Raw genomic sequence first — 21,605 nt, 5'->3', positions numbered from 1 at the left:
TTGGTGTTGGCGCAGAAAGATTAGGCACTCATTTGTGCAACAGGTTCGCCGCTTTCCTCCCAGGAGCGGATTTCTTTTTCGCTGGCTTTAGGCGAAAACAGCCCTGTCATGGCATAGAAGATACCGATGACCGGTGACAGCCAGCAAGCGAATGCAAGCGGAATATACAGCAGATTTTCGAAGTTACCGTCCGCGATACCCAAGCCAAGCGCCGTGATGACAAACGCACCACCCGCGTTCCAAGGGATCAGAGGGGACACCAGAGTTCCGCCTTCCTCGACCGCCCGGGATAGGTTCAGTGGGGAATAGCCCATCGCGCGATAGACCGGTGCATACATCCGCCCTGGCAGTGCAATTGACAGATAGGGGTCACCTGCGACGGTGTTGGTCGCGACAGAGGTTAAGATGGCTGAGGTTTGAATACCGGCAAACGTTTTCACCTTCGAGATGACAACTTTGATGATGGCCTGAAGGCAGCCTACGCGTTCAAACGCTCCGCCAAACCCCAAAGCCAGCAGCACCAGTGAAATCGTCCACATCATAGACTGAATACCGCCGCGGTTCAGCAGGGGATCGATCTCCGGAACTCCAGTATCGATCGAATAGCCGCTGTTGGCGAAGGTGAACGTCTCATGCAGTCCAGCCCCCTGACAGAAGATAGCCATGATGCCGCCCGCAACGGCGCCTGCGAAAAGTGACGGGATCGGAGGTTGTTTCATGACCGCCAGCACGATGACTAGAATTGCCGGAAAAAGCATGATCGGCGAAATCCAGAAAGCGTCGTCCAGCGCGGTGGTGATCGCGTGAATACGGTCAAACGATACTTGGGACGTGTCGATCAGAGTGAAGCCGACGACAAAATAAGTTACCAGTGCAATCAGCATGGACGGAACTGTGGTTGGAAGCATATTCCGAATGTGATCGAACAGATTAGTCCCCGTCACAGCAGGTGCCAGGTTTGTCGTATCTGATAAAGGCGAGATCTTGTCTCCAAAGAATGCACCAGAGACCACCGCCCCTGCTGTCCAGTACATTGGAATGCCGAACCCGGCTCCAATCCCCATCAGCGCTAATCCGACGGTGCCTGTCGTTCCCCATGAGGTGCCCAATGAAACAGAGACAATAGAGCAAAGGACCATTCCTGCGGCGAGGAAAAGCTCGGGCGACAAAATCCTGAGACCATAGTAGATCAGCGTCGGGACGGTGCCGCTTGCGATCCACACTCCGATGATCATCCCCACTGTGATCAGTATCGAGACCGACGGAAGGGAGATATTGATAACGTGGAACACGCCTTCTTCGATATTGGGCCATTTGTGACCCAACATGAGGCCAACGATGCCTGTAATTGCGATTCCGAATGCCAGTGGGATGTGTGGAGTAAAGTCACCGAAATAGAATAGTTGCAGCCCAAGCACACACAGGGTCAGCACTATTGGCACGAGGGCCAGCACCAAACCGGGCTGCCGTATGTTGTCTTCATTCCCAGACATATGGGTCTCCTCCTTTGGAATGGTCCAGAACCGTGATGATCTGCGGAAGAAACCAAGTTTGGCGTTGTGAGACTGTCGGTCAGAGCGCACATCTTGTTAGAATTTGCGACATTGGGGCGTCGGACTTCGGCGTCTTCGATTGAATTGAAGACTGACCATTGCAATCACGCCAAACAAATTACTTGCGTTCGTGAAGTATGCCTTGCTTCGAAAAATCGTGCGCGCGCCCAGTGAGGCGACGAGCTACTCAAGCCTTACCCGGATAGCGGCGAGTGGAGGGCTTTGGTCATGAAACGCGACGATGGGAACAGCAAGGCGTTGATCAAGACTCTGGGGTATCTCAAAATTGTGCAGGCGGACGTGATCATTCCCAGCGTCGCCGCCGGGAGGTGCCAGATATCCGAACTGGCCAAGAACGAACAGCATACGGCTATATTCGACGGGCAGAACAATAGTGACCAGAATGACCACAGCCGCAAATGCGACAACAACTGTCGAACGGATAAGTTATCTTCTTCTAAGGTTTAGCACCAGAGCCGATCGCAAGTTTAAGTCCTCGAGGCTTCGAACGCCGCCCATGCTTTTTCGAAGGCGTCGAAATCGAACCCTGATGCGCGGGCGGGATCAAGGATCAGTTTTTCGGTTTCAAGCAGCTTGATGATCGCCCGTTCAAGCTCGTCCACCACCTCGGGCGGGATCACCAGAGCGCCATGCCGGTCGGCATGAACTAGGTCACCGTCCTTGATCGACAGGCCGAAGATCGTAACCGGCGTTCCAACCTCTTTCACGTGCACGAACCCGTGGCTTGGCCCGACAGACCCGGCAACCACCGGAAATTTATCCGGCAGGTCGCCGAGGTCCCGCATCACGCCGTTGGTCAGCGCACCGCTGATGCCAAAACCCTTGTGGACAGTCGTATTGATCTCACCCCAGTAGGCGCCAATGCAGTCGGGGTAATCCAAGTCTTCCACCACGGTCACGGCGGGACCGGTGCCTGCGGCCATGTGCCGGTAGTAATCCATACGACGCGCGCGGATCACGTCAGGTGCCTCGGCCGGTGGGTTCACGGCGGCAATCTTCGCGGTGCGAGCATATCCCACCATCGCGCCCGCATCGGGATCAGAGCATAACATTGTGCCCCGGGTAAAATCATTGAAACCGCGCTTGCCCTGAGCCACTTCGATAGCGTTGCAAACGGTTGGCGTGTCGACCTTTTTCAGCAGGTCCAGCAGGGATTGGTTCATATCATCTCCAGCCAGCGGGTCAGGGCCGCCGTGGTTTGTTGCGGTTGTTCCAGAGTCGGCAGATGGCCAGCGTTTCCGATGATCTCCAACCGGCTCTGCGGCATCAGATCGTGCATCAACTCATGCCTTGAGACGGGGCACAGGGCATCGTCGCGCCCACAGAGAACCAGCGCTGCGCCGGTGAAGTCCCGCAGGGTATTGCTCTGTTCAGGGCGATCACGCAGGGCTTTGGATTGATTGATGAAAACCTCCGGCCCAAGATCCATGGCCATATCCATGCACAAATCCAAAATTGCGGCGCGGCGAGGGCCATCCGTCAGGTAGTTCGGCTTCATCTCTTCGGCCATCACCTTGCGCAGGTTGCCCCGTTCGACGGCATTGATCTGAGGACCGCGTCTGGCCTTGACCTCGTCCAATTCAGCAAGTGGGTTCGTGTCCATCAACGCTAAACCAGCCACGCGATCCGGAGCCTGCCGCAGAATTTCCATCGCCACGATACCGCCCATCGAGAGCCCCGCCATAGCAAAACGATCGGGCGCATAGGTCAAAACCTCGGCGGCCAGAGCCTGCATCGTGTCATAGCCACCGATGGGCGCGGACAGGATCGGGTAATTGCCTGATAGCGCGTTAACCTGCGGGGTGAACAACCGCGCATCGCACATCATTCCGGGCAGGAGGATAAGCGGCGTCATTTGACCAGGGCAGCCCCTTCGGCCAGCGCGCCCAGCTTGGCATAGGCGATATCCGGGTCGACCGCGCCAAAGCCTGCAAAGGTGCCAAAGCCGCAATCCGACCCGGCAACCACGCGTTCAGCATCGACAATATCGACAAAGCGTTGGGTGCGTTGGGCGACCACCTCGGGATGTTCGACAAAATTGGTCGTGGTGTCGACTACACCGGGCACCAGAACCTTGTCATCCGGAATCTCATCCTTGCGGTCACGGAACACCGTCCATTCATGCGCGTGTCGGGGGTTCGAGGTTTCGAACAGAACATAGCGAGATTTGGTGGACATCAGCGTCGAAAATACCTTGTCCATGCCGATGTCACAGCAGTGCGGACCCTCGTAATTGCCCCAGCAAATATGGACACGTACTTTTTCTGAAGGGACGTTTTGCAACGCGTGGTTCAGCGCCTCGACATGCATATCGGCGATTTTCACGAACTCGTCGTCGGACAGATCGGTGAACAACATGTGTCGCGACAGGGCGAGATCCGGGCAATCCAGCTGCAGATCCAGACCAGCAGCGACGATGGTTTCGTACTCTGCCTTCATCGCATCGGCCAGCGCGGCCAGATACGCCTCGCGCGTCGGGTAAAAATCATTTTGCAGAAACAGGGAAATCACCCCGGGGCTGGCCGCGTTCATAAAACCGCGCTCGACCTCGTGTTCGGCCATCGCCGCCTTGAGATTGTCTATGTCTTTCTGCAGCTCACCCTGCCCTTTCGAGCGCACCTCACCCACACACATGGGCCGCGCATATTGCGGCGTTCCGCCGTCATCGGCCAATCGTTGCAGAAAGCCCGGAAACATTTTGAGGTCCGCCGGCGCGTTGCGTGGGCTGTCCCCATCAAAGCCGGTATAGCGATCCTTCACATAAGTGGCATAAGAGATTTTTGAGGTCTCACCGTCCGAGACAATATCAACCCCGGCCTCGGCTTGTTTGCGCACCGTCTCGGACACCGCAGCGGTCATGCAGGCATCGAACGCGGCCTGATCGAACGGTTCCTCCCGCTCGCGCGCGAAGATGAAGTCCACGACCTCCTGACTGCGCGGCAGGCTTCCCACATGGGTAGTTGAAATGCGGGTCATGTCTTCATCTCCCTTCAAATCTTGTTCCTGCGCCGGGCCGGAAACCCGGTGCAGGATGCGCTGAGCATGCCCCGATTGGAATCGGGACACGCAGTTTTGACGTTATGCGCCCGTCCAGGTCGCCCCGGCCGGATCGTCGGTTGCGGTGATGCGGTACAGACCCGCTTGCCCGGTCATCGACGGCTCGGCGCTGTAGCTTTCACCGGGCAGAACCAGTGCGGTATCGCCGTTCGACAGAGTGGTTTCGACCTCATTCATCTTGATGCGCCAATGGCCGCTGGCCGGCATCAGAACCACAGGCTTGTCCGCCTTGACCTTATCAGAAACGGCCGAACCGCGTGTCAGGAAATCGACCTCGAAACCGGGCTTGTCCTTGATCAGGCCATTCTCACCGATCACCATTGTCGGCTTGTCCACCGACAGCGCCATCAGGTCCCAGTACCGCGCGACATATTTGCCGATCACCGCATCAACGGGAACCTCGGGGAAAGCTTTCAGCTCTTCCTCGGTCAGCAGCGGCATGGGCTGGACGTTGTGCGGCAATTCCTCGCCCTTTTTGCTGTCATAGAGTACGCCGTTATTGCCCAGAACCAGGCCATGGGCCTGCGCGTCCTGAATGACTTGCGGAGCCCAGATCACACCGCCACCAGCGTCGTCGCCGCCCAGCATCGACATGATCATGCCGTAGTCCTGGCCGACATTCTCGAACCCGCGGAAGATGCCGGTCGGGATGTTGAAGATGTCGCCTTCTTCGGCGATGAATTCGCCTGCAGTGCCATAGCGGCCCCAGAAGAACCGCCAGCGGCCTTTGGCAACAAAGAAGACCTCGGCGGTGGTGTGGCTGTGCAGCGAGTTGCGGCACTTCGGAGGCTGTCCCGCTGCGCCAATATTGAACCCGATCTTGTCGGTGATATGGACGTGCTGATCGGGGCTTTCGCTAACGCCGCCACCAATAATGGTAAAGTTCTCTTTCTGGTCCGAGCCCGGCGTGTGCGCGTCGATGAACGCGGTTTTACACGGCTTCAGTTCGCCATAACGGACGATGCGGCTTTCGATGGTACTCATATCTTGTCTCCATTTGATTTGGTTTTGTTGGGATCAAACCAAACCTCCCGGCGGGCGATTGTTAAGCCGCCGGGCGCGCAAGCTGGCGCGGTGGGCGTGGAACCGCCGCAACGCCTGCCCGGCATCCAGATTTGAGACACGGAGCGACATATTAGAGATCGCCGGTTTTCATCAGGATTTGTTTCCAGATCGAGGTTTCGTCAAACAGGGTATATTCCTTGCGCAGACCCCAGGGACCAAACTCGGCCTGGCTGATGCCCAGAACAAAAACCTCGGCCCCGGTCGGCACGCCGAAAACGCCCCAGCCGTCATGCTTGCCGTGCAGCGTCCAGCGGATCGCCGCGCGCGGTGGCATCATCGGATCGTCGCGGCCAATCTGGTGCTGGATTTTGAATTCTGCATTCGGGAAAGAGGCGCGCAGGCCCATCCAGAACCGGTCCACCGGCCCCCAGCTGTGCCCCGTGGTGCCGCCGGGATATTCCGACAGGACGGCGCGATCATATTCCGCCTCAACCACGCTCAGATCGGCATTCATGATCCGGGTCAGGATGTCAGCGTATTTCTGGCCCCATTCATTGTCATTGCCACGACCCTTATAGGGACCCGGCTGCTCGTTTGCGGGAGTGTAGGGCTGAACACAGGCGTCCGGCCCGCCCTCGCGGGCGATCAGGTCGCGGGCGTATTCTTTGGGGTCCCAGCCCATCTGCCGCACAATCGCGCTCTGGTCGCGGATCAGCCATTCGTCGTTGATCTGGTTGTTGATGGCGTGGCAGTCGGCGAGGATGCGATAGACCAGCTTTTTGCCGGTCGCTTTGCCATACACACCGTCGCCCATATGCGTTGCGGTGGACAGCAGGCGATGCGACGACAGCATGCCCTCTTCCGGTGTGCCCGACCAGATCACATCCTCGCCAAGCAATGTACGATCCGGAAACTCGGCAAGGGTTGCCATCGTGGCGGCGATAACCCCCTGATTGCCAACCACAACCGAACCGGGCGAACGCACAACGATATCCGGCGCATAATAGTGGTGCAAAGTGGCAATTCCACGATCTTCCCATATCTCTTTGGTAATCCCGATAATATAGTCGGGAAAGTCTTTGAATTTGGGATCAAATCCCTTCATGTTTGCCATCCTTCAGGAATGCGGGCCGAGCCGCGAATGATCAGTGGTCCGTCGATCTCAAGCTGCTTGGGCTCTATCTGCGGGTCGTCGATTTTACTGAGCAGAATGTCCACCGTTTCCGCCACCATGCGGTTGGCGGGCTGTCGGACTGTTGTCAGGTCATAGCTGGGCCAGGCCGCAACGGCGACATCATCATACCCCACCACCGAAACGTCTTCAGGGATCTTCAGGCCCAGCTCGAACCGGAGCGTGTCCATCACCGCGATCGCCATATGATCGTTGGCAACGAAGACAGCATCAGGCGGGTCCAAGGCAAACATCCTGCGGGTTGCGTCCCGCGCATCTTCCGTTCCAAAGTTGCCAACCTCGCGGCTGTGTAGCGTCAAGCCCGCTTGGTGCAGAGCCGCGACAAAACCGGCCTCGCGGTCCCGCTGGGTCGACGCGCCTTCCCAACCGGCGACATAGCTGATTTTCTTGTGCCCTGCGGCCAGCAGAAATTCGGCGACCTTACGTCCTCCGGCCAGGTTGTCCGAAGTGACCGATGACATCGTGGGATCATCCTGCCCCCGGTTGAACAGAACCATGGGCACCCCGGCCGCCCGGCAGCGATCAGACAGATCGGATGACAGCGCGACCGAAGCAGCAACGATCCCATCAACCTGAAAATCTAGGATTTCGCCAACAATCTTGTCGATGTTCTGGGCCGTATTAGAGGCCATGAATATCAGCACATGATACCCGCGCTCCTGTAAGGCGTTCGACAGTTTTTCCAGCGCCTCTGGATAGAACTGATTGTTCAGGTAGGCCACAACCAGACCGATGATGCCGCTTTTGCCCGAGACCATGGCGCGGGCCAGCACGTTGGGCCGATATCCCAATGCCTCAGCCACCTTGCGTACCTTAGCAACCGTCTTGGGCGAAGCCGAGGCGCCCGGTGTAAACACCCGGCTGACTGCGGATTGGCTGACCCCAGCCATCCGTGCAACGTCCATGGATGTAACCTTGTGTGCTGCCATCAGTCCGCTGTCCAACCTCCGTCGATCAAAATTGCTGTGCCGGTCACAAGCGCCGACGCATCCGAGGCCAGATAGACCACAGCCCCCATGATATCCTCAATCTCGCCCGGTCGGCCCAGCTTGATCTTGTCCAGAATCCAGGCGCGTTTGTCCGGGTCATCGAAGGTCGATCTAGTCAGGTCGGTCAAGATGAATGTGGGGCATATCGTGTTGACGCGGATCTTTGCGGGTCCGAACTCCAACGCCATCGCCTTGGTGAACCCTTCGACCGCGAATTTCGACGCGCAGTACACCGCGCGTTCCCTGCCACCGACATGACCCATCTGGCTTGAGATGTTAATCAGCGACCCGGCACAACCGGCCTCCAACAGCCCCCTGGCCACAGCTTGCGTCAGGAAATAGGCGCCCCGGACATTCACCCCCATCACGGCATCGAAATCATCCGGTCGCGTGTCCACAGCCTTACCGTGCCGGGCCAGCCCTGCCGAATTCAGCAATACATCAAACGGTCCGTTCTGCGCCACAGACTCAGCCGTTTCCGCCACGTCCGAGACATCCAGTTCAAGCACATGGGCAGCCCAGCCCCGGGCGCTCATTTCCTCGGCGATATCGCGCAACGCATCTGCGCGGCGCGCAGCCAGTGTGACCTCGGCACCATGTTCGGCCAGCGCAACCGCGCAGGCCATGCCGATGCCCGAGGAAGCTCCGGCGACAAGTGCGCGCTTGCCGCTGAGGCTGAAACTGGGGGTGCTGGGGAATTGGGGCATATCAGACCTCGCCGACCGGGAATGGAATTTTGCCCGGAACACGTGCCTTATTAAACTCGCGCAGGCGGGCAAAGACATCTACGCCCAGTTGGCGGTAGGCGTCCAGCAGATCGACCATGACCCAGTTCTCGCGGATCAGACCATCTTCGAGCCGCCAGAAATCGAGGCTGCGCATGGTAATCCGCTTGCCGGACGGCGCGATACCCATCCAGCCATCATGCGTGACGGTCTGAATCATGTCGGGCCAGCCGGTAACGGCGGCATAGTCGCCGTCACCGAAGAAGTGATAGGTGATATCCTCAACGTACTGGCCACGATCGGGCATACCGTTCAGGAACGGAATCTGGTGCCAGTTGCGGAACCCCGCGATACCGCGACCCGTGCCGATCCCTGCAGGACCGTACCAATTCATGCGCGGATGCCAGAACTTCTCCATCTCCATCACTGCGGGACCGCCCTGGCTGGGGTGTTTCTTAAGGTGTTCGAGCATTGAGACAATGTGAGTGCACGAGGCCTGCGATGTCGCCTCATCCCACGGTCCGGGCACGATGCCGTCCAGCGTTGCCGGACCGGGAATGTAAAATTCCAGCCCCAGCGACGGGGCCATGGGCCAGGCCTTGGCCTGCATCATCACCTCGGGGATGTCCCAGAGTGTCTGGATCTCGACAACCTTGCCATCGGTGATGCGGTAGAATTCGTGGAACCGCATATGGGTCAGGTGCCCGGTTGGCGGGATGTCCAACCACGGGGCGACGAAAGTGCCAATGTAATGCCCGCCACAACCGACCCAATCATCGCCATGTTCCGTTGGCCCACCCATCACGATCCAGTCCCGGCGTTCCAGATCGGGCATGGCTTTCAGCAGCGGCGCATAGCAGGTGTCGTAGAGGTCCTGCGGACCGATCAGATCACCGAAAGGATGCGGCATATGCACGACCGCGCCCGGTGCGATCAGCCCATCCAGCGCGGCGCGCACCCCTGCTTCGTCAAAACCGTACATTGCCGCCCGCAACGGGGCGATCAGCGCCTTGTTCGCTGAATGGACGTCGGTCATTCCGCAGCCTCTCGGTAAGGGGCGCCTTCACCGTAAGGAACGTTGATCCCACCATAGCGGCGGACGCGGATATTGCATTGCTCGGCATGGCCGACAAAGCCTTCCAGCATGCACAGGCGCGAGCCGTATTCGCCGATCAGCGTCGCAGCCTCGTCGGTGACGACCTTCTGGTAGCTGTGGGTTTTCATGAACTTACCCACCCAGAGACCGCCTGTATAGCGACCGGCCTTCTTGGTCGGCAGGGTGTGGTTTGTCCCGATCACCTTATCGCCGTTTGCCACATTGGTGCGTGGCCCAAGGAACAACGCGCCGTAGCAGGTCATGTTTTCCAAGAACCAATCGTCGCGGTTGGTCATGACCTGAACGTGCTCGGATGCGATATCATCAGCGACCTGCAGCATCTCATCATAACTGTCGCAGACGATCACCTCGCCATACTCGTCCCACGACACTTTCGCGGTGCCCGCGGTCGGAAGAATGCCCAGCAGGCGGTCGACTTCCGACAAAGTTTCCGCAGCCAGTTTGTGCGAGTTGGTCAGCAGAACGCAGGGACTGTTATAGCCATGTTCTGCCTGACCCAGCAGATCGGTTGCGCAAAGCTCGGCATCGGCTGCGGTTTCATCGGCGATCACCATGGTCTCGGTCGGGCCAGCAAAAAGGTCGATACCGACGCGACCAAAGAGCTGGCGCTTGGCTTCGGCTACAAAGGCGTTGCCGGGGCCAACCAGCATGTGAACCGGATCGATGGTCTCGGTCCCGATTGCCATGGCGCCGATGGCTTGGATACCACCCATGACATAGATCTCATGCGCGCCGCCCAGATGCATGGCCGCGATCACCGCAGCGTTTGGTTCGCCCTGAAACGGCGGGGTACATGCGATGATGCGAGGCACACCGGCGACCTTCGCTGTTGCAACCGACATATGCGCCGAAGCCACCATCGGGAACTTGCCGCCGGGCACATAGCAACCCACGGATTGCACGGGGATGTTCTTGTGGCCCAGTATCACGCCAGGCTGCGTCTCAACCTCGATATCCAGCATCGAGTCGCGCTGCGCCTGCGCAAAGTTCGTCACCTGTGCCTGCGCAAACCTGATATCCGCCAGTTCGCGTTCGGTCAGCGACGCGATCAGGTCGTCGATCTGCTGCTGGCTCAGGCGGAAACTCTCAGGCGAATAGTTGTCGAATTTCTCCGATAACTCGCGCACTGCCGCGTCACCGCGAGCTTCGATATCTTTCAGCGTCGCCTCGACGACAGCGCGTGTTTTGGCGTCATCTTCGGCCCGGTCGGCCTCGGGTTTGCCGTGTTTCAGATATTCAATTGCCATTGTCCTAATCCTCAATTGTCGGGCCGGGGCGGAACCTTCTCTCCCCGGTCGAATGTTTCCCAGCCTTCGCCATTGAACAGATCAACGCCAAGCTGCGCGGCGACATGGGCAAAATCGACATTTACCCAGTTGTCGACGATCTTACCGTCGACGACTTTCCAGAAATCCATGTAGCGGATCTCGACCCGCTTGCCGGTCGGGGCGATGCCCAGAAACTCGCCCGAATGGGTCGCTTCCTGACGGCCAAAGGCCGCAGCCCATTCGCCCATGTAGAGGCGCGCTTCGTCGATGCAGGTCTTATCCGAAAAGGCAGCCTGAAACGGGCGCTGCCAGTTTTCCTGAAACTCCTGCAACCCGGTCTTGGTGCCGCAGCCCTGATTGCCGATCCAGCGGAATCCTTCTGCAAAGAATTCGCCGATATCGTCGATGCGGTGGTCGTTCAAACCATCGACCATCCCCTCGATCACGGCGCGGGTCTCGTCGGTTTTGCTCATGTCCGTGTCACGTGTCAGCACGGCCTGTTCGGGGCGGGAGCCCTTCATGTGTCTCGTCCTTATGTGGTTGCCAAGAGATTTTCTGTACAGACGGGGAGGGTTAATCGGCCGTCAGAAAATCCCTTGGCATTCGGTTGAGCGCCGGGTGGCGCGCAGCGGCGTTATGTCTGGCGGAACAGCTCATGCGGCTGGTTCAGCGATTTCGGCAAAAAGGTCGTAACCCAGCTGCAACAGCACATGCGGGATGTCGACAAAAACCCAGTTTTCGACCAGCAGGTCGCCCTCGCGGCGCCACCAGTCACAGACCCGCATGAAGACGCGTTTACCGCTTGCGGGCTGGTCGAGAAAGGATTTCATCTGCACGCCAGTCAACGAGGGCCAGCCACCCGAGCATACGTAGTTGCCGTCGCCGTAGCGGGTGAAATGCGCAGTCATGCCGTTGCCCGCACTGCCTCCGGACCAGCCTTCAAAGGTGGCTTCGAAAGGTAACTGGAAGCTGGCAAAACTCTCGATTCCGACGAAAGAACCGAAGGCGCCGGGGCCATACCAGACCATGTTGTTATGCCAGTAGGGGCGCCAAGCCTCATTCTCAGTGGCAAGTCCGGCCAGCATTTCTGTGACCATACGATAACTCCTGGCACCCTCGGCAGGGTCTTGAGGGGTGGTCAAGATGCCATCATGGCTGGCTGGGCCCTGAATCATGCCAGTGAAACCGCGGGTCTTGCCCGGGCTGTCGGTAATCGGCCATTGCCCAGCGGCCAGCATCAGCTCTGGGATGTCCAGAAAAACAAAACTCTCCACGGCCTTGCCATCCTGCATACAGTGGAACTCGCCGAAGCGCAGATAGGCAAGCTCGTCTGTGGCGCGAATGCCAAGCCAATCGCGTGAGAACCGACCAACGAAATAGCCCGTGGCGCTGATCCAGCCTTGTCCGTTAAATTCGCCGGCCATGACAATGTCGTCGCGTCGAAACAGCCCGTCGAAGGAATTGGCAAGCGGGGCGATGACGTGATCGTGCAGTCCGAGGCCGCCCGCGACCTCGTTGAAGGGATGCACCACGTTGACTTGCGCACTGGGGGCGAAGAAGGCGTCAAAGGCCGGCCGGAAGTTGCCAGGATGACGTTGTGCGGCGGTGAATTTCAGAAAGGGTTTGCGGTCGAGGCTTTCCATTGTCTTTGTCTCTATGGGATCTGTTCAAGGCGTCTGCGGAGAAGCGTCTCGCATGGTCCTGCGCGCATCAAAGCAAAGGGAATTCGCCCGGGTCGTCGTGCCCGGCACGCAGCCATGTTCAGGCTGGCTGCGCGCGCATGGGCAGATACGGACTGAGGATGCGTACGTCCCATCAGAGTCAGCCTTTCACAGCCCCGGCGGTCAGACCGCCCACAATCTGACGCTGGAAGAACATCACTAGAATGAACAGTGGAACTGTGGCCGAAACCACGGCCGCAACGGCGAACATCACGTTGCCCTCGGTTTGCGTTGTACCGAGGAACGCGGCAATGGCGGGCACCATGGTACGGTTGCTTTCTGACAGCAGCATCGCCCCCACGGCAAAGTCGTTATAGGCCAGCAGGAATGAGAACAGCCCGGTGGTGATGACACCCGGCCACATCACCGGAATGATCACGCGGCGGAAGGCTTGAAACTGGTTGCAGCCATCGACTTTGGCGCTTTCGTCCAATTCGCTTGGGATGTTCTTGAAGAAGGAATGCAGCATCCACAGGGTAAAGGGCTGGTTGATCGCCACAAGCACGATGATGGTGGTTGGGAGGATTCCCCAGATATTCCATTCAAAGAAGGGCAGCAGATATCCTGAAACCAGCGCAATCGGTGGCATCGCACGGAATATCAACGCCGTGATCAACAGCCAGAACGTGTAATTATAGGTTGACCGTGAAAGCGCGTAGCCTCCCAGCGTTCCGATAGTCAATGAAATAGTGACCACGAAGAAACACACGATTCCGGTATTGAGAACATTGCGCCAGAATTCTTCCTGTATCCATGCGCCCTCATAGCCGGTGGTGGTGAATGGCGAGCCATAGACTGCTTCGGTTCGGGCACCGGTCAACGCATTGGTCCAGTCCGCGATAGAGAAGAAATCCAACTCGACTTTGAACGAGCCCCATACCGTCCAGAAGAATGGGAAAGCAGCCAGGAAGAACCAAAGGAGCACGAATAAAGAAGAGGCTATCCGAAGGCTTTTGGGCATTCTTTGTGCGCGACTGGCCATCTTATCTTGCTCCTTTGAAGTCACGCCATGTGCGGACAAGCACGGGCGACAGAAGAATGGCGACCCCGATAATTGTCATCACAGAAGTTGCAGCAGCGGATGAAAGTTGCCGGGTTTCACCACTCATGTCGTTCAAAATGAAGGTGCTGAGGGATTGTGCATGCGCTCCGGCGCTGAACCCGATGATCGGCTCAAGCACTTTGAAATTGTCCATCAGTTGGATCAGCGCAACAAATGTCACAAGTGGCATGAGATGCGGGACGACAACAAACTTGACTTGTTGCCAGCGCGTTGCGCCGTCGATCTGCGCCGCCTCAATCTGGTCCTGAGGCAGCGTTTGTAGCCCAGCATAGAACACGACGAAGGCAAATGGGGCCGAGCTCCAGACACCGTAAACCATCAAGGCAACCCACATCAGCCCGGTTGAGGCCTTAAGGCTGAAATTCGGATCTCCGGCCATGTATACAAGAGCGTTACCAATGACACCGCGGCTGTCGATCATCCAGAACAGGATAAGAGACCCGATAAGCGGGGTGACGATCATGGGCAGAAGCGAAAAGAAGATCATCAGACCTTTGAGGTGCCGGTGCAGTGAGTTAACTGCCAGAGCGATTACCAGCCCCAAGAGGATCGTGAGAGGCGTAACAATGAAAGTGAATGTAAGCGTGAACGCCATTGCCCGGTAAAAAGGCAGATTTCCCAATTCCGAGAAGAACCCGTCCCACGTCTCGTTGGACGCCCACATCTGGCTGATTTCCTGGATCGCCAAATGACCGCGGTCAAAGTAAATACCCAGCCCAACAAACCGCCCCAAAGGCTGTGCTTCTCGCAGAGCTGCGGTAGCCTCTTGGTCAATGGTCGTCTCTGTGGTGCAGCCGATCAGAGGGGTACAGCTTTCGACCTCTAGCAGAACAGCTGGGTGAGGTGCAAAGATCGATTGCGTCACGATCGACACGATTGGCATCGCGATGAACAGCAACATCGCAAGTCCTGTGGGCAGGAAGAACCAAAGGAATGTCTTATGGCGCATGTTGCAATCCTCGCGTCAGTGGGTTTGCGCGGGCGGATATCGAAGGCGCCCGCGCAATGGGCTTGTTATTGCAAATAGCCTTGCTCGATGGCGGCGGCGCGATAGGCGGCCTCGACATCGGCAAGTGCCTGATCAGCGCTTTCCTTGCCTTGCATGAAGTCCGCAAGTTCGTTGCCAAGCGCGCTGTGCATCAGACCCATGTAGGGCAGCATCGGATAAGCGGGCGTGCCCATTTTCGCCGCGGCAAAAACGCCTTCGGCATCTGCAGCGGGCTCGTAGCCTTCGATCAGCCAAACCGCTAGCGGCGTGGTCTCATCGTTCAACATGTCCGGGCGGATACCGTGTTTCATGGCGATGAATGTGGCCTCGGCCTCTTCATCCGAGATGTTTTTTCCGACAGTCCAGCCGTCCCACCACAGGGTCGATGCCGGGGTATCCCCGCCACCAACTGTCAGCGGTGCGCCAATCGCGTGACCGTCGATCACCTCTTGCAACACGCCCTCGGTGGTGGTCTGCTGTGACGCACGCGACCCCCACATATTCATAATTGCAACGTTGCCCGCGCGGTATTCAGCGTTGGTGGCGTTCGAGTCATGGGTCAGGAAGTCGGGATTCATGTATTCCGACAACGCTTTCATCATGTTCAGCGCGTTTACGCCGGCTTCAGAATTAACGTTGGGTTCGGCCGTGCCGGGCTTGAAGTGCTGGCCACCATAGCCAAGGAACATATTGTTGAATTCTTGTGCCAGATTCCAACCCGATGCGTAGGCGCCGCCCACCGGATTTTGCATGATCCCCTGCTCGCGAATGGCGCTGGCCACTTCGAGCAGTTCCTCATACGTGGTTGGCACTTCAACACCAGCCTGCTCCAGAACATCCTTGCGGTACATCAGGTGCTGCGCATTGGCCATGAACGCGATGGCCATGATATTGTCGCCAATTTTGATCAGCTGTCCTGGCTGCAGGTCCTGACCATGTTGTTCCACAAGATCGTTTAGCGGGCGAATGACGTCTTCGTTCATCAGCGCCACTATCGAGCTGTTGGCGATGATGGCACTGGTATACTCAGACGGGTTTCCGGACAAACCAGCCACGTTGATGGTTTGGTGCTCCGATGTCAGGTTAGATTCTACTGACGCCCCGGTGCATTCCTTGGCACCGGCCGCGACGGCCTGAATGGCCGCAAATTCGTTGCCAACAATATTGACCCGACCGTCGATTTCACAGGCATATCCTGCGCTCGCGGCAAAGGCGGCCAACGAGCCAGCCAATGCGATTCTCTTTAGAAACATAAGTATTCCTCCCTGGATGTTTGGGTGCATCTTCGAAGTCTGCACCCTTGTATGAATCCGTTGTGACGGGTACGGATTTTAACGTTTAGCCATTCAAGCGTGCACCTGTTTGCGCATCAAACAAGTGGCAGTGATCGGTGTGGATATGGATCGAAACCTGATCATCGATCTCGGCCCGATAGGTTTTGTCGGCCTTAACTGAGACAAGCGCTCCGCCAATCCGAACCGAGACCATCGTGCTGTCGCCCAAAAGCTCTTGCGTGTATATCGGCGCGTTGATCTCGCCACCGCTTTCCACAACATTGGCGTCCTCGGCGCGAAATCCCAGCGTGATGGGACCGTCTGGTGCGTTCAGCCCCTGCACTTCGGTGTTTCGAGCGCGGAACACACCACCTTTGACATCGCCATCAACAAGGTTCATCGCCGGGTTGCCAATAAAACTCGCCACAAATGTGTTAGCGGGCTCATCGTAAATGTCGGTTGGAGAGCCGACCTGCTGCACCACACCCTGTTTCATGATCACCACGCGATCGGCCAACGTCATCGCCTCGATTTGGTCATGGGTCACGTAAATGGTTGTCACCGCCAGTTCGTGGCTAAGGTTCTTGATCTGGGCGCGGGTAGAAACGCGCAGTTTTGCATCAAGATTGGACAGTGGCTCGTCCATCAAGAACACGTTGGGTTCCCGAACAATGGCACGCGCCAGCGCGACCCGCTGACGCTGCCCACCCGACAGCTCTGCCGGTTTGCGATGCAAGAAGTCATCCAGTTCGACCATCGCCGACGCACGACGCACTTTTTCGTCATGTGTTGCGGGATCAATGCCGCGAACCTTCAGTGGGAACCGTATATTCTCGTAAACATTCATGTTCGGATACAGGGCGTAGGACTGGAACACCATCGCGACGTCCCGGTCCTTGGGCTCCATGTCGTTAACACGTGCGCCATCGATCAGAATATCGCCTTCACTGGCGTCTTCCAGGCCCGCGATCATGCGCATGGTCGTGGTTTTGCCACATCCTGATGGGCCAAGGAGCACCAGAAATTCCTTGTCGGCGATTGTGAGGTCAAAATTGTCTACGCCGACAAATGAACCCCAACGCTTACCGACATTGCGAAGTTGAATTTCGGCCATTCTTTCCTCCCTGGCGCGCAAACTTATGCATACGCATGCAGAAGCATAGACATTCAGTAAAGCTTATGGCAAGTTTTTTTTGCATGCGAATGCAAACGTGTCGGAAGCCGATGCGCACTATCTCCTAACATACTGAAAGTTAACAATATGTCCTATGAACCCGAGAAGAAGGTTGTCCTCGGCTTCTACGACGCGCTGAGTCGATCCAAGGACCCGGCCATCGCAGAAACACTCTCGAGCTATTGCGAGAAAGGGCTTTTATGGCGAGGATTCCATCCCTTCAACGAACTGACCGGAATCGATGATGTAGTCCAAAAATTCTGGCTCCCTCTGTGGTCGAGCCTAACAGGTTTGCAGCGCCGGATGGATGTGTTCATGGCGGGCGCGAATGAGATCGAAGGGCACAGCTCGGTCTGGGTTGTGTCGATGGGTCATTTGATGGGTTTGTTCGACAAAAACTGGCTGGGCATTCCCCCGACACACAAGATGGTCTTCCTGCGATATTGCGAGTTCAACAAGATCGAGAACGGCAAAATCACCGAGACCGCGATGTATTTTGACATCCCGCACCTGATGATGCAGGCGGGATTACAACCCTTCCCTCCTCAGACGGCCGCGCAGCTGGTTCAGCCCGGACCGATGACTCACGATGGGTTGATGTTCGGCCCACAGCCTGCCGTAGAAGGCGAGAAAACCTTAGCGGCCATTAACGCAATGATTTCCGATCTCGGTCGCTGGGACAGCGGTTTGAGTCTTGTGGACGAACTGCGCCGTACCTGGTGTGAGGATATGATCTGGTGGGGCCCATCGGGCATCGGGGCGACTTACACAATTGAACGCTATGCAAAACAACATGCCGGGCCTTTCCGGTCCTCGTTTGCGGATCGCTCAAAAACCAAACACATCTGCCGCATGGCCGAAGGTCACTATGGTGGTTTCTTTGGGTGGCCGAACTTCACCGCGCGTCCCACGGGAGGTTTCATGGGCATGCCCGCCACCGGTAAAACCGGCGAATTCAGGGTGATCGATATCTACCGGCGTTCCGGGGACAAACTGGCCGAAAACTGGATCTTCATTGACCTCCTCCACTTTTGGAAACAACAAGGTGTCGATATTCTGGCCCGAATGGCAGAGGTGCCGCGAACATGACTCATTGGATCGACGCACATCACCACCTTTGGGACCTCGAGGCAGTACACTACCCTTGGCTGATGGCACGCGGGGTGGAAAGGTTCTTCGGCGACCCAACGCCGATTCAACGGAATTACCAGCTGAGCGAGTTCCAGTCCGAAGCCGCGCCCTGCGGCATCGGTGCGTCGATCCATATTCAGGTGGGAGCAGAAAACGGCCTTGACGAAGCTAGATGGGTTCAATCTGTCGCCGATGCCAATTCAGACTGGCCGATGGCGCAGGTTGTGTATTGTGATCTGACTTCAACCGAACTATCCGCCCAGCTCGACACGTTTCAGACCCTTCCGACTGTGCGTGGCGTGCGCCAGATCGTTGGCCGCGCACCCGGAGAGGACGCACAGACAGGCACCAATGCACTACTGGACGATCCACAATTCCTGATCGGTTTAAAAGAAGCCGGAATATGCAATCTCAGTTTTGATCTGCAACTCGTTCCCGAACTCATGAAAAAGACCGCCCGAGTGCTGGCGCTGGCGCCGGATATTCGTGTTGCACTATGCCACGCCGGATCGCCGCATGACCGCAGCCCCGCGGGCCTGAAGGAATGGGCTCAAAATCTACGCGCGCTGTCCAATCTGCCTAATGTTTCGTGTAAACTCTCAGGTTTGGGAATGTTCGATCACAACTGGACCCTAGATAGCATTCGACCGATCGTGGATGAATGCCTTGAACAATTTGGGCCTAAGAGGGTCATGTTTGGCTCCAATTTTCCAGTAGATAAACTCTATGGCGACTATGCCACTTTGGCGGAGGTTTACCGCGATCTGGTTCCCGCTGAATCGCATTCGGCGGTATTCAGCGAAACTGCTATAAGATTTTATGACCTTGAGGTTCCTTGGGAGGCAGATTCAATTTTGAATCGCTAGTGCAGACTGAGGGTTTGGTTGCAAAAAATTAAACCATTGTCCCGCATCGATAAAGCAATCCGATGACTCACCGTAACTCAAGGTCGAATGCCTGGTCATGAGTTCTTTTAATGGCACACAATGTCCAAAGGGATGTATCGCAAAAGGGATACGCGCCTGTATCCCAGGTCAAAAGCAGCGCAGAACCACCGTCAATTACGACAAGCGCCGATACAAACGCCGCAACAAGATCGAGATCATGTTCAGTAGACTCAAGGACGGGCGGCGTGTCGCAACCCGATACGACAGGTGCGCAAAGGTATTCCTCTCAGCCATCGCGCTCACCGAGACCGTCATGTTCTGGCTATGCAACAAGAACGGGTCCTGACCCTAGCAACTTAGCAGGAGCAATATTGACGATGAATGTCCGCTTTCAGCGATAACGTCAATTCAATCCCACGCTCGCAGCGAAGGACCGCTTCCCGCCCGATTCATTAGAATAACAACGCGTTCTGGCGCAAAAAGAACCGGCGCGGCTAGCACCGCCGCATTTGTTTTTGGGGTCGCGGGATTTGGACAAGCCAAACGCCTCTGGCCGTCAGGGGTAAGACGCTGCCTTCCCCGTCGGGTAACCCTATTAGACAACACCGTGTCCTCAGCTCCGCCCGCAGGCCGCACCACCATTGTCGAATAGCATTGCCTCGCCCCCATCCGTGTTCGCCACGTGGCAGATCAGCAAGAACAGGCGCCTTCGGCGTCTGATCTGCAAATCAGCCCTGATTTTCCTAAAAGGAAGTCAGGTTCAATGAAATGTATAGGTGCTGGATGAAGGAAGTGAGGCGAAAATGGCAGGGTTCTGTCGCTGGTAACAGAACTATGTGTCGCATTATACGAGCACTGTGGAACGTCACTAAAATTTGCCTCAGCCGACAGCTAAAACCTCAGCAAATGAGTGAATCACGTCATTCAATTTTGACCCAAACATCAAGCATTTCTGGCCCAAGGCGATTAATGGCATTTCATCGATGCTGAAGTTGATGTCTCATTTCTTGCCTGTTCCACCCAGCGACTGACAAACGCGGATTTGACCATCATGGAGTTGAGAAGGTTACTAAGTTCGAGGAAACTATGTCACGACTGAACGCCGCGTTGGGTGTCTTAGCCGGTGTCTCCAAGCCTTGCCGATGTATCCTCCTTGGCATTGCCATCAGCCATTCGGCTAAAAGCTTGTCGCCAACCTTCAGCAAGTTCTTCCATCTGAGACAAAACCTCGGCATCTTCCGGCAGAATGCGACGAGTCAGCCGTGCGCGTGTAACAGCCAATACAGACCAATTGGGATTTGGCCTTTCAGCCAAGGTGATCCGATCACCGGCGCCAACTCCGCCAGGTTGGAGCACGCGGTAATACCATCCGGTCCGGCCCGTCTTCTGGAACTGGTAAGGCATTTCTTTGCGCCCCGTATGTAGCCCAAGTTTCCAGCACGGCTGCCGCCCCTGGCTAATTTGAACTACCGCCGTCCCGAGTAACAGGATGTCGCCGATGCAGAGGTTTTCCTCATTCAGTCCCGTGGTAGAAATGTTCTCGCCAAACGCCGCGGGCATTGTGCCGCGTGCCATTAGGTTCTCTACTTGCCAAGCTGAATAGTGACCGAAATCATAATGATGGATGGCTTTGTCTTTGCCGCCATGCACGATCAGGTCCGCCTGAGCGTCCCCGGAAAATCCAAGCGAGGTAATGGCTTGCCGCCCGTCCATCCGGTCTTTCTGAATGGCAGATGGCGGCTTTCCCTCCCATCGATCTCTGATGGCTCCAAAAAAGAGGCCGTCGACGATTGCCGACAGTTCTGGACGGTTCATTTAGCTTCCTCGTGCTCAATGCAGATCTTGTCTTTTTCGCCGGGCTCCAATGAAACACCCAACAATTTGCAAAAACCGTTTTCCGTCGTGACATCATGATGGGCGCAGGATTTGCATTGTCCGAAGGACCGGCCTCCATTTATGGCCAAAGCCAGACTGAGGCCTTGCATCAGCCCCTGCTCAAGCATGGCTTGGTTTTCTAAGGGCATATCTCCAATTGCCTGAGCAACAGGATTTGGCTGACGTACGATCTCGGCCCCTTCTTTTGTGAGTTCGTAGGAAATCGACCGCTGATCGTGTTCTTTGCGGTGCTCTTCTACATAGCCTTTGCGCGCCAAAGCCTTGAGCGTCTGTGACATCGTTCCACGGGTTGTACCGATGTATTCTGCGACATGCGACGGCGAGCGCGAGAACATGTTCGCCTCAGAGAGGTACTCGAGCGCCATCCTCTGAGTCGGGTTCAGATCTCCCGCCCATCCTTCGGAAGCATCAATCCGGGCCAGACGGTTGATCAGTGTGCGTATGCGATGATCTGTGTTCATAACACTTTTAGTAGCGACTCGAAATTATCGTTGCAATGTATTTCTAATAATAGTAGCGACTCGCTATCTTTTTATTGGAGGCA

Annotated in this window: 22 protein-coding genes; 4 read left to right on the top strand and 18 right to left on the bottom strand. The window is 56.7% G+C overall.

Annotation, left to right across the window (positions count from 1 at the left end):
• Positions 1 to 20: 20 nt before the first annotated feature.
• Positions 21 to 1,493, bottom strand: coding sequence for a Na+/H+ antiporter NhaC (gene nhaC / locus AC2FI7_RS20225; protein WP_496833585.1), 1,473 nt, complete (start codon positions 1,491 to 1,493; stop codon positions 21 to 23).
• A 288-nt stretch (positions 1,494 to 1,781) separates the two neighbouring features.
• Between nhaC and AC2FI7_RS20220 the strand changes: the two genes are divergently transcribed.
• A complete protein-coding gene (locus AC2FI7_RS20220) occupies positions 1,782 to 2,021 on the top strand; it encodes a hypothetical protein (protein WP_010442397.1) in 240 nt (79 codons plus the stop codon).
• A 20-nt stretch (positions 2,022 to 2,041) separates the two neighbouring features.
• On the opposite strand, the gene AC2FI7_RS20215 is transcribed toward AC2FI7_RS20220, so the two are convergent.
• The 15 genes from AC2FI7_RS20215 to AC2FI7_RS20145 form a co-directional block, all read right to left on the bottom strand.
• Positions 2,042 to 2,737, bottom strand: a complete 696-nt coding sequence (locus AC2FI7_RS20215; protein ID WP_010442396.1) for an RraA family protein — start codon at positions 2,735 to 2,737, stop codon at positions 2,042 to 2,044.
• A complete protein-coding gene (locus tag AC2FI7_RS20210) occupies positions 2,734 to 3,429 on the bottom strand; it encodes an alpha/beta fold hydrolase (RefSeq protein ID WP_010442395.1) in 696 nt (231 codons plus the stop codon). Before AC2FI7_RS20210 ends, AC2FI7_RS20215 begins: the two co-directional genes overlap by 4 nt.
• Entirely contained in the window at positions 3,426 to 4,550 is a 1,125-nt protein-coding gene (locus AC2FI7_RS20205; RefSeq protein ID WP_010442394.1) for a cobalamin-independent methionine synthase II family protein, read from the bottom strand. Before AC2FI7_RS20205 ends, AC2FI7_RS20210 begins: the two co-directional genes overlap by 4 nt.
• 102 nt (positions 4,551 to 4,652) lie before the next feature.
• Positions 4,653 to 5,615 carry a cupin domain-containing protein gene (locus AC2FI7_RS20200; protein ID WP_010442393.1) on the bottom strand — a complete coding sequence of 321 codons (963 nt, stop codon included), beginning with the start codon at positions 5,613 to 5,615 and terminating at the stop codon, positions 4,653 to 4,655.
• Positions 5,616 to 5,766: 151 nt separating this feature from the next.
• The gene (locus AC2FI7_RS20195) at positions 5,767 to 6,741 is read right to left on the bottom strand and encodes a nuclear transport factor 2 family protein (RefSeq protein WP_010442392.1); all 975 of its coding nucleotides are present in this window, start codon (positions 6,739 to 6,741) and stop codon (positions 5,767 to 5,769) included.
• Positions 6,738 to 7,757 (bottom strand): LacI family DNA-binding transcriptional regulator, encoded by a 1,020-nt coding sequence (locus AC2FI7_RS20190; RefSeq protein ID WP_010442391.1) that lies wholly within the window; start codon positions 7,755 to 7,757, stop codon positions 6,738 to 6,740. Before AC2FI7_RS20190 ends, AC2FI7_RS20195 begins: the two co-directional genes overlap by 4 nt.
• On the bottom strand, positions 7,757 to 8,524 hold the full coding sequence (locus AC2FI7_RS20185) for an SDR family NAD(P)-dependent oxidoreductase (RefSeq protein ID WP_010442390.1): 768 nt from the start codon (positions 8,522 to 8,524) through the stop codon (positions 7,757 to 7,759). Before AC2FI7_RS20185 ends, AC2FI7_RS20190 begins: the two co-directional genes overlap by 1 nt.
• A 1-nt stretch (position 8,525) precedes the next feature.
• Positions 8,526 to 9,578 (bottom strand): ester cyclase, encoded by a 1,053-nt coding sequence (locus tag AC2FI7_RS20180; RefSeq protein ID WP_010442389.1) that lies wholly within the window; start codon positions 9,576 to 9,578, stop codon positions 8,526 to 8,528.
• Positions 9,575 to 10,906, bottom strand: coding sequence for a histidinol dehydrogenase (gene hisD / locus AC2FI7_RS20175; RefSeq protein WP_496816646.1), 1,332 nt, complete (start codon positions 10,904 to 10,906; stop codon positions 9,575 to 9,577). The genes AC2FI7_RS20180 and hisD overlap by 4 nt, the downstream gene beginning before the upstream one ends.
• Positions 10,907 to 10,917: 11 nt before the next feature.
• Positions 10,918 to 11,448, bottom strand: a complete 531-nt coding sequence (locus tag AC2FI7_RS20170) for an ester cyclase (protein ID WP_010442387.1) — start codon at positions 11,446 to 11,448, stop codon at positions 10,918 to 10,920.
• A gap of 132 nt (positions 11,449 to 11,580) precedes the next feature.
• Positions 11,581 to 12,570, bottom strand: a complete 990-nt coding sequence (locus tag AC2FI7_RS20165) for a nuclear transport factor 2 family protein (protein WP_010442386.1) — start codon at positions 12,568 to 12,570, stop codon at positions 11,581 to 11,583.
• Positions 12,571 to 12,748: 178 nt separating this feature from the next.
• Complete coding sequence (locus tag AC2FI7_RS20160) at positions 12,749 to 13,630, bottom strand: carbohydrate ABC transporter permease (RefSeq protein WP_010442385.1); 882 nt, start codon at positions 13,628 to 13,630, stop codon at positions 12,749 to 12,751.
• 1 nt (position 13,631) lies between these two features.
• Positions 13,632 to 14,660: a carbohydrate ABC transporter permease gene (locus AC2FI7_RS20155; protein ID WP_010442384.1), complete on the bottom strand. Its 1,029-nt coding sequence runs from the start codon at positions 14,658 to 14,660 to the stop codon at positions 13,632 to 13,634.
• 65 nt (positions 14,661 to 14,725) lie between these two features.
• Positions 14,726 to 15,952 (bottom strand): ABC transporter substrate-binding protein, encoded by a 1,227-nt coding sequence (locus AC2FI7_RS20150; protein WP_010442383.1) that lies wholly within the window; start codon positions 15,950 to 15,952, stop codon positions 14,726 to 14,728.
• Positions 15,953 to 16,037: 85 nt separating this feature from the next.
• Entirely contained in the window at positions 16,038 to 17,087 is a 1,050-nt protein-coding gene (locus tag AC2FI7_RS20145; RefSeq protein WP_010442382.1) for an ABC transporter ATP-binding protein, read from the bottom strand.
• Between the two features lie 147 nt (positions 17,088 to 17,234).
• On the opposite strand from AC2FI7_RS20145, the gene AC2FI7_RS20140 reads away from it, so the two are divergent.
• The 3 genes from AC2FI7_RS20140 to AC2FI7_RS20130 all read left to right on the top strand — a co-directional run bounded on the left by AC2FI7_RS20140 (position 17,235) and on the right by AC2FI7_RS20130 (position 19,511).
• Positions 17,235 to 18,236, top strand: coding sequence for a nuclear transport factor 2 family protein (locus AC2FI7_RS20140; protein ID WP_010442381.1), 1,002 nt, complete (start codon positions 17,235 to 17,237; stop codon positions 18,234 to 18,236).
• A complete protein-coding gene (locus tag AC2FI7_RS20135; protein WP_496816643.1) occupies positions 18,233 to 19,144 on the top strand; it encodes an amidohydrolase family protein in 912 nt (303 codons plus the stop codon). Before AC2FI7_RS20140 ends, AC2FI7_RS20135 begins: the two co-directional genes overlap by 4 nt.
• Before the next feature lie 97 nt (positions 19,145 to 19,241).
• Positions 19,242 to 19,511, top strand: a complete 270-nt coding sequence (locus AC2FI7_RS20130; protein WP_337999045.1) for a transposase — start codon at positions 19,242 to 19,244, stop codon at positions 19,509 to 19,511.
• 770 nt (positions 19,512 to 20,281) lie between these two features.
• On the opposite strand, the gene AC2FI7_RS20125 is transcribed toward AC2FI7_RS20130, so the two are convergent.
• Positions 20,282 to 20,980: an MOSC domain-containing protein gene (locus AC2FI7_RS20125; protein WP_010442379.1), complete on the bottom strand. Its 699-nt coding sequence runs from the start codon at positions 20,978 to 20,980 to the stop codon at positions 20,282 to 20,284.
• A complete protein-coding gene (locus AC2FI7_RS20120; RefSeq protein ID WP_010442378.1) occupies positions 20,977 to 21,522 on the bottom strand; it encodes a MarR family winged helix-turn-helix transcriptional regulator in 546 nt (181 codons plus the stop codon). Before AC2FI7_RS20120 ends, AC2FI7_RS20125 begins: the two co-directional genes overlap by 4 nt.
• Between the last annotated feature and the right edge of the window lie 83 nt (positions 21,523 to 21,605).

The organism is Ruegeria sp. YTSA064 (assembly GCF_059610325.1).
The sequence above is the reverse complement of the archived record's forward strand: the minus strand, read 5'-3'. Positions and strand labels throughout refer to the sequence as shown.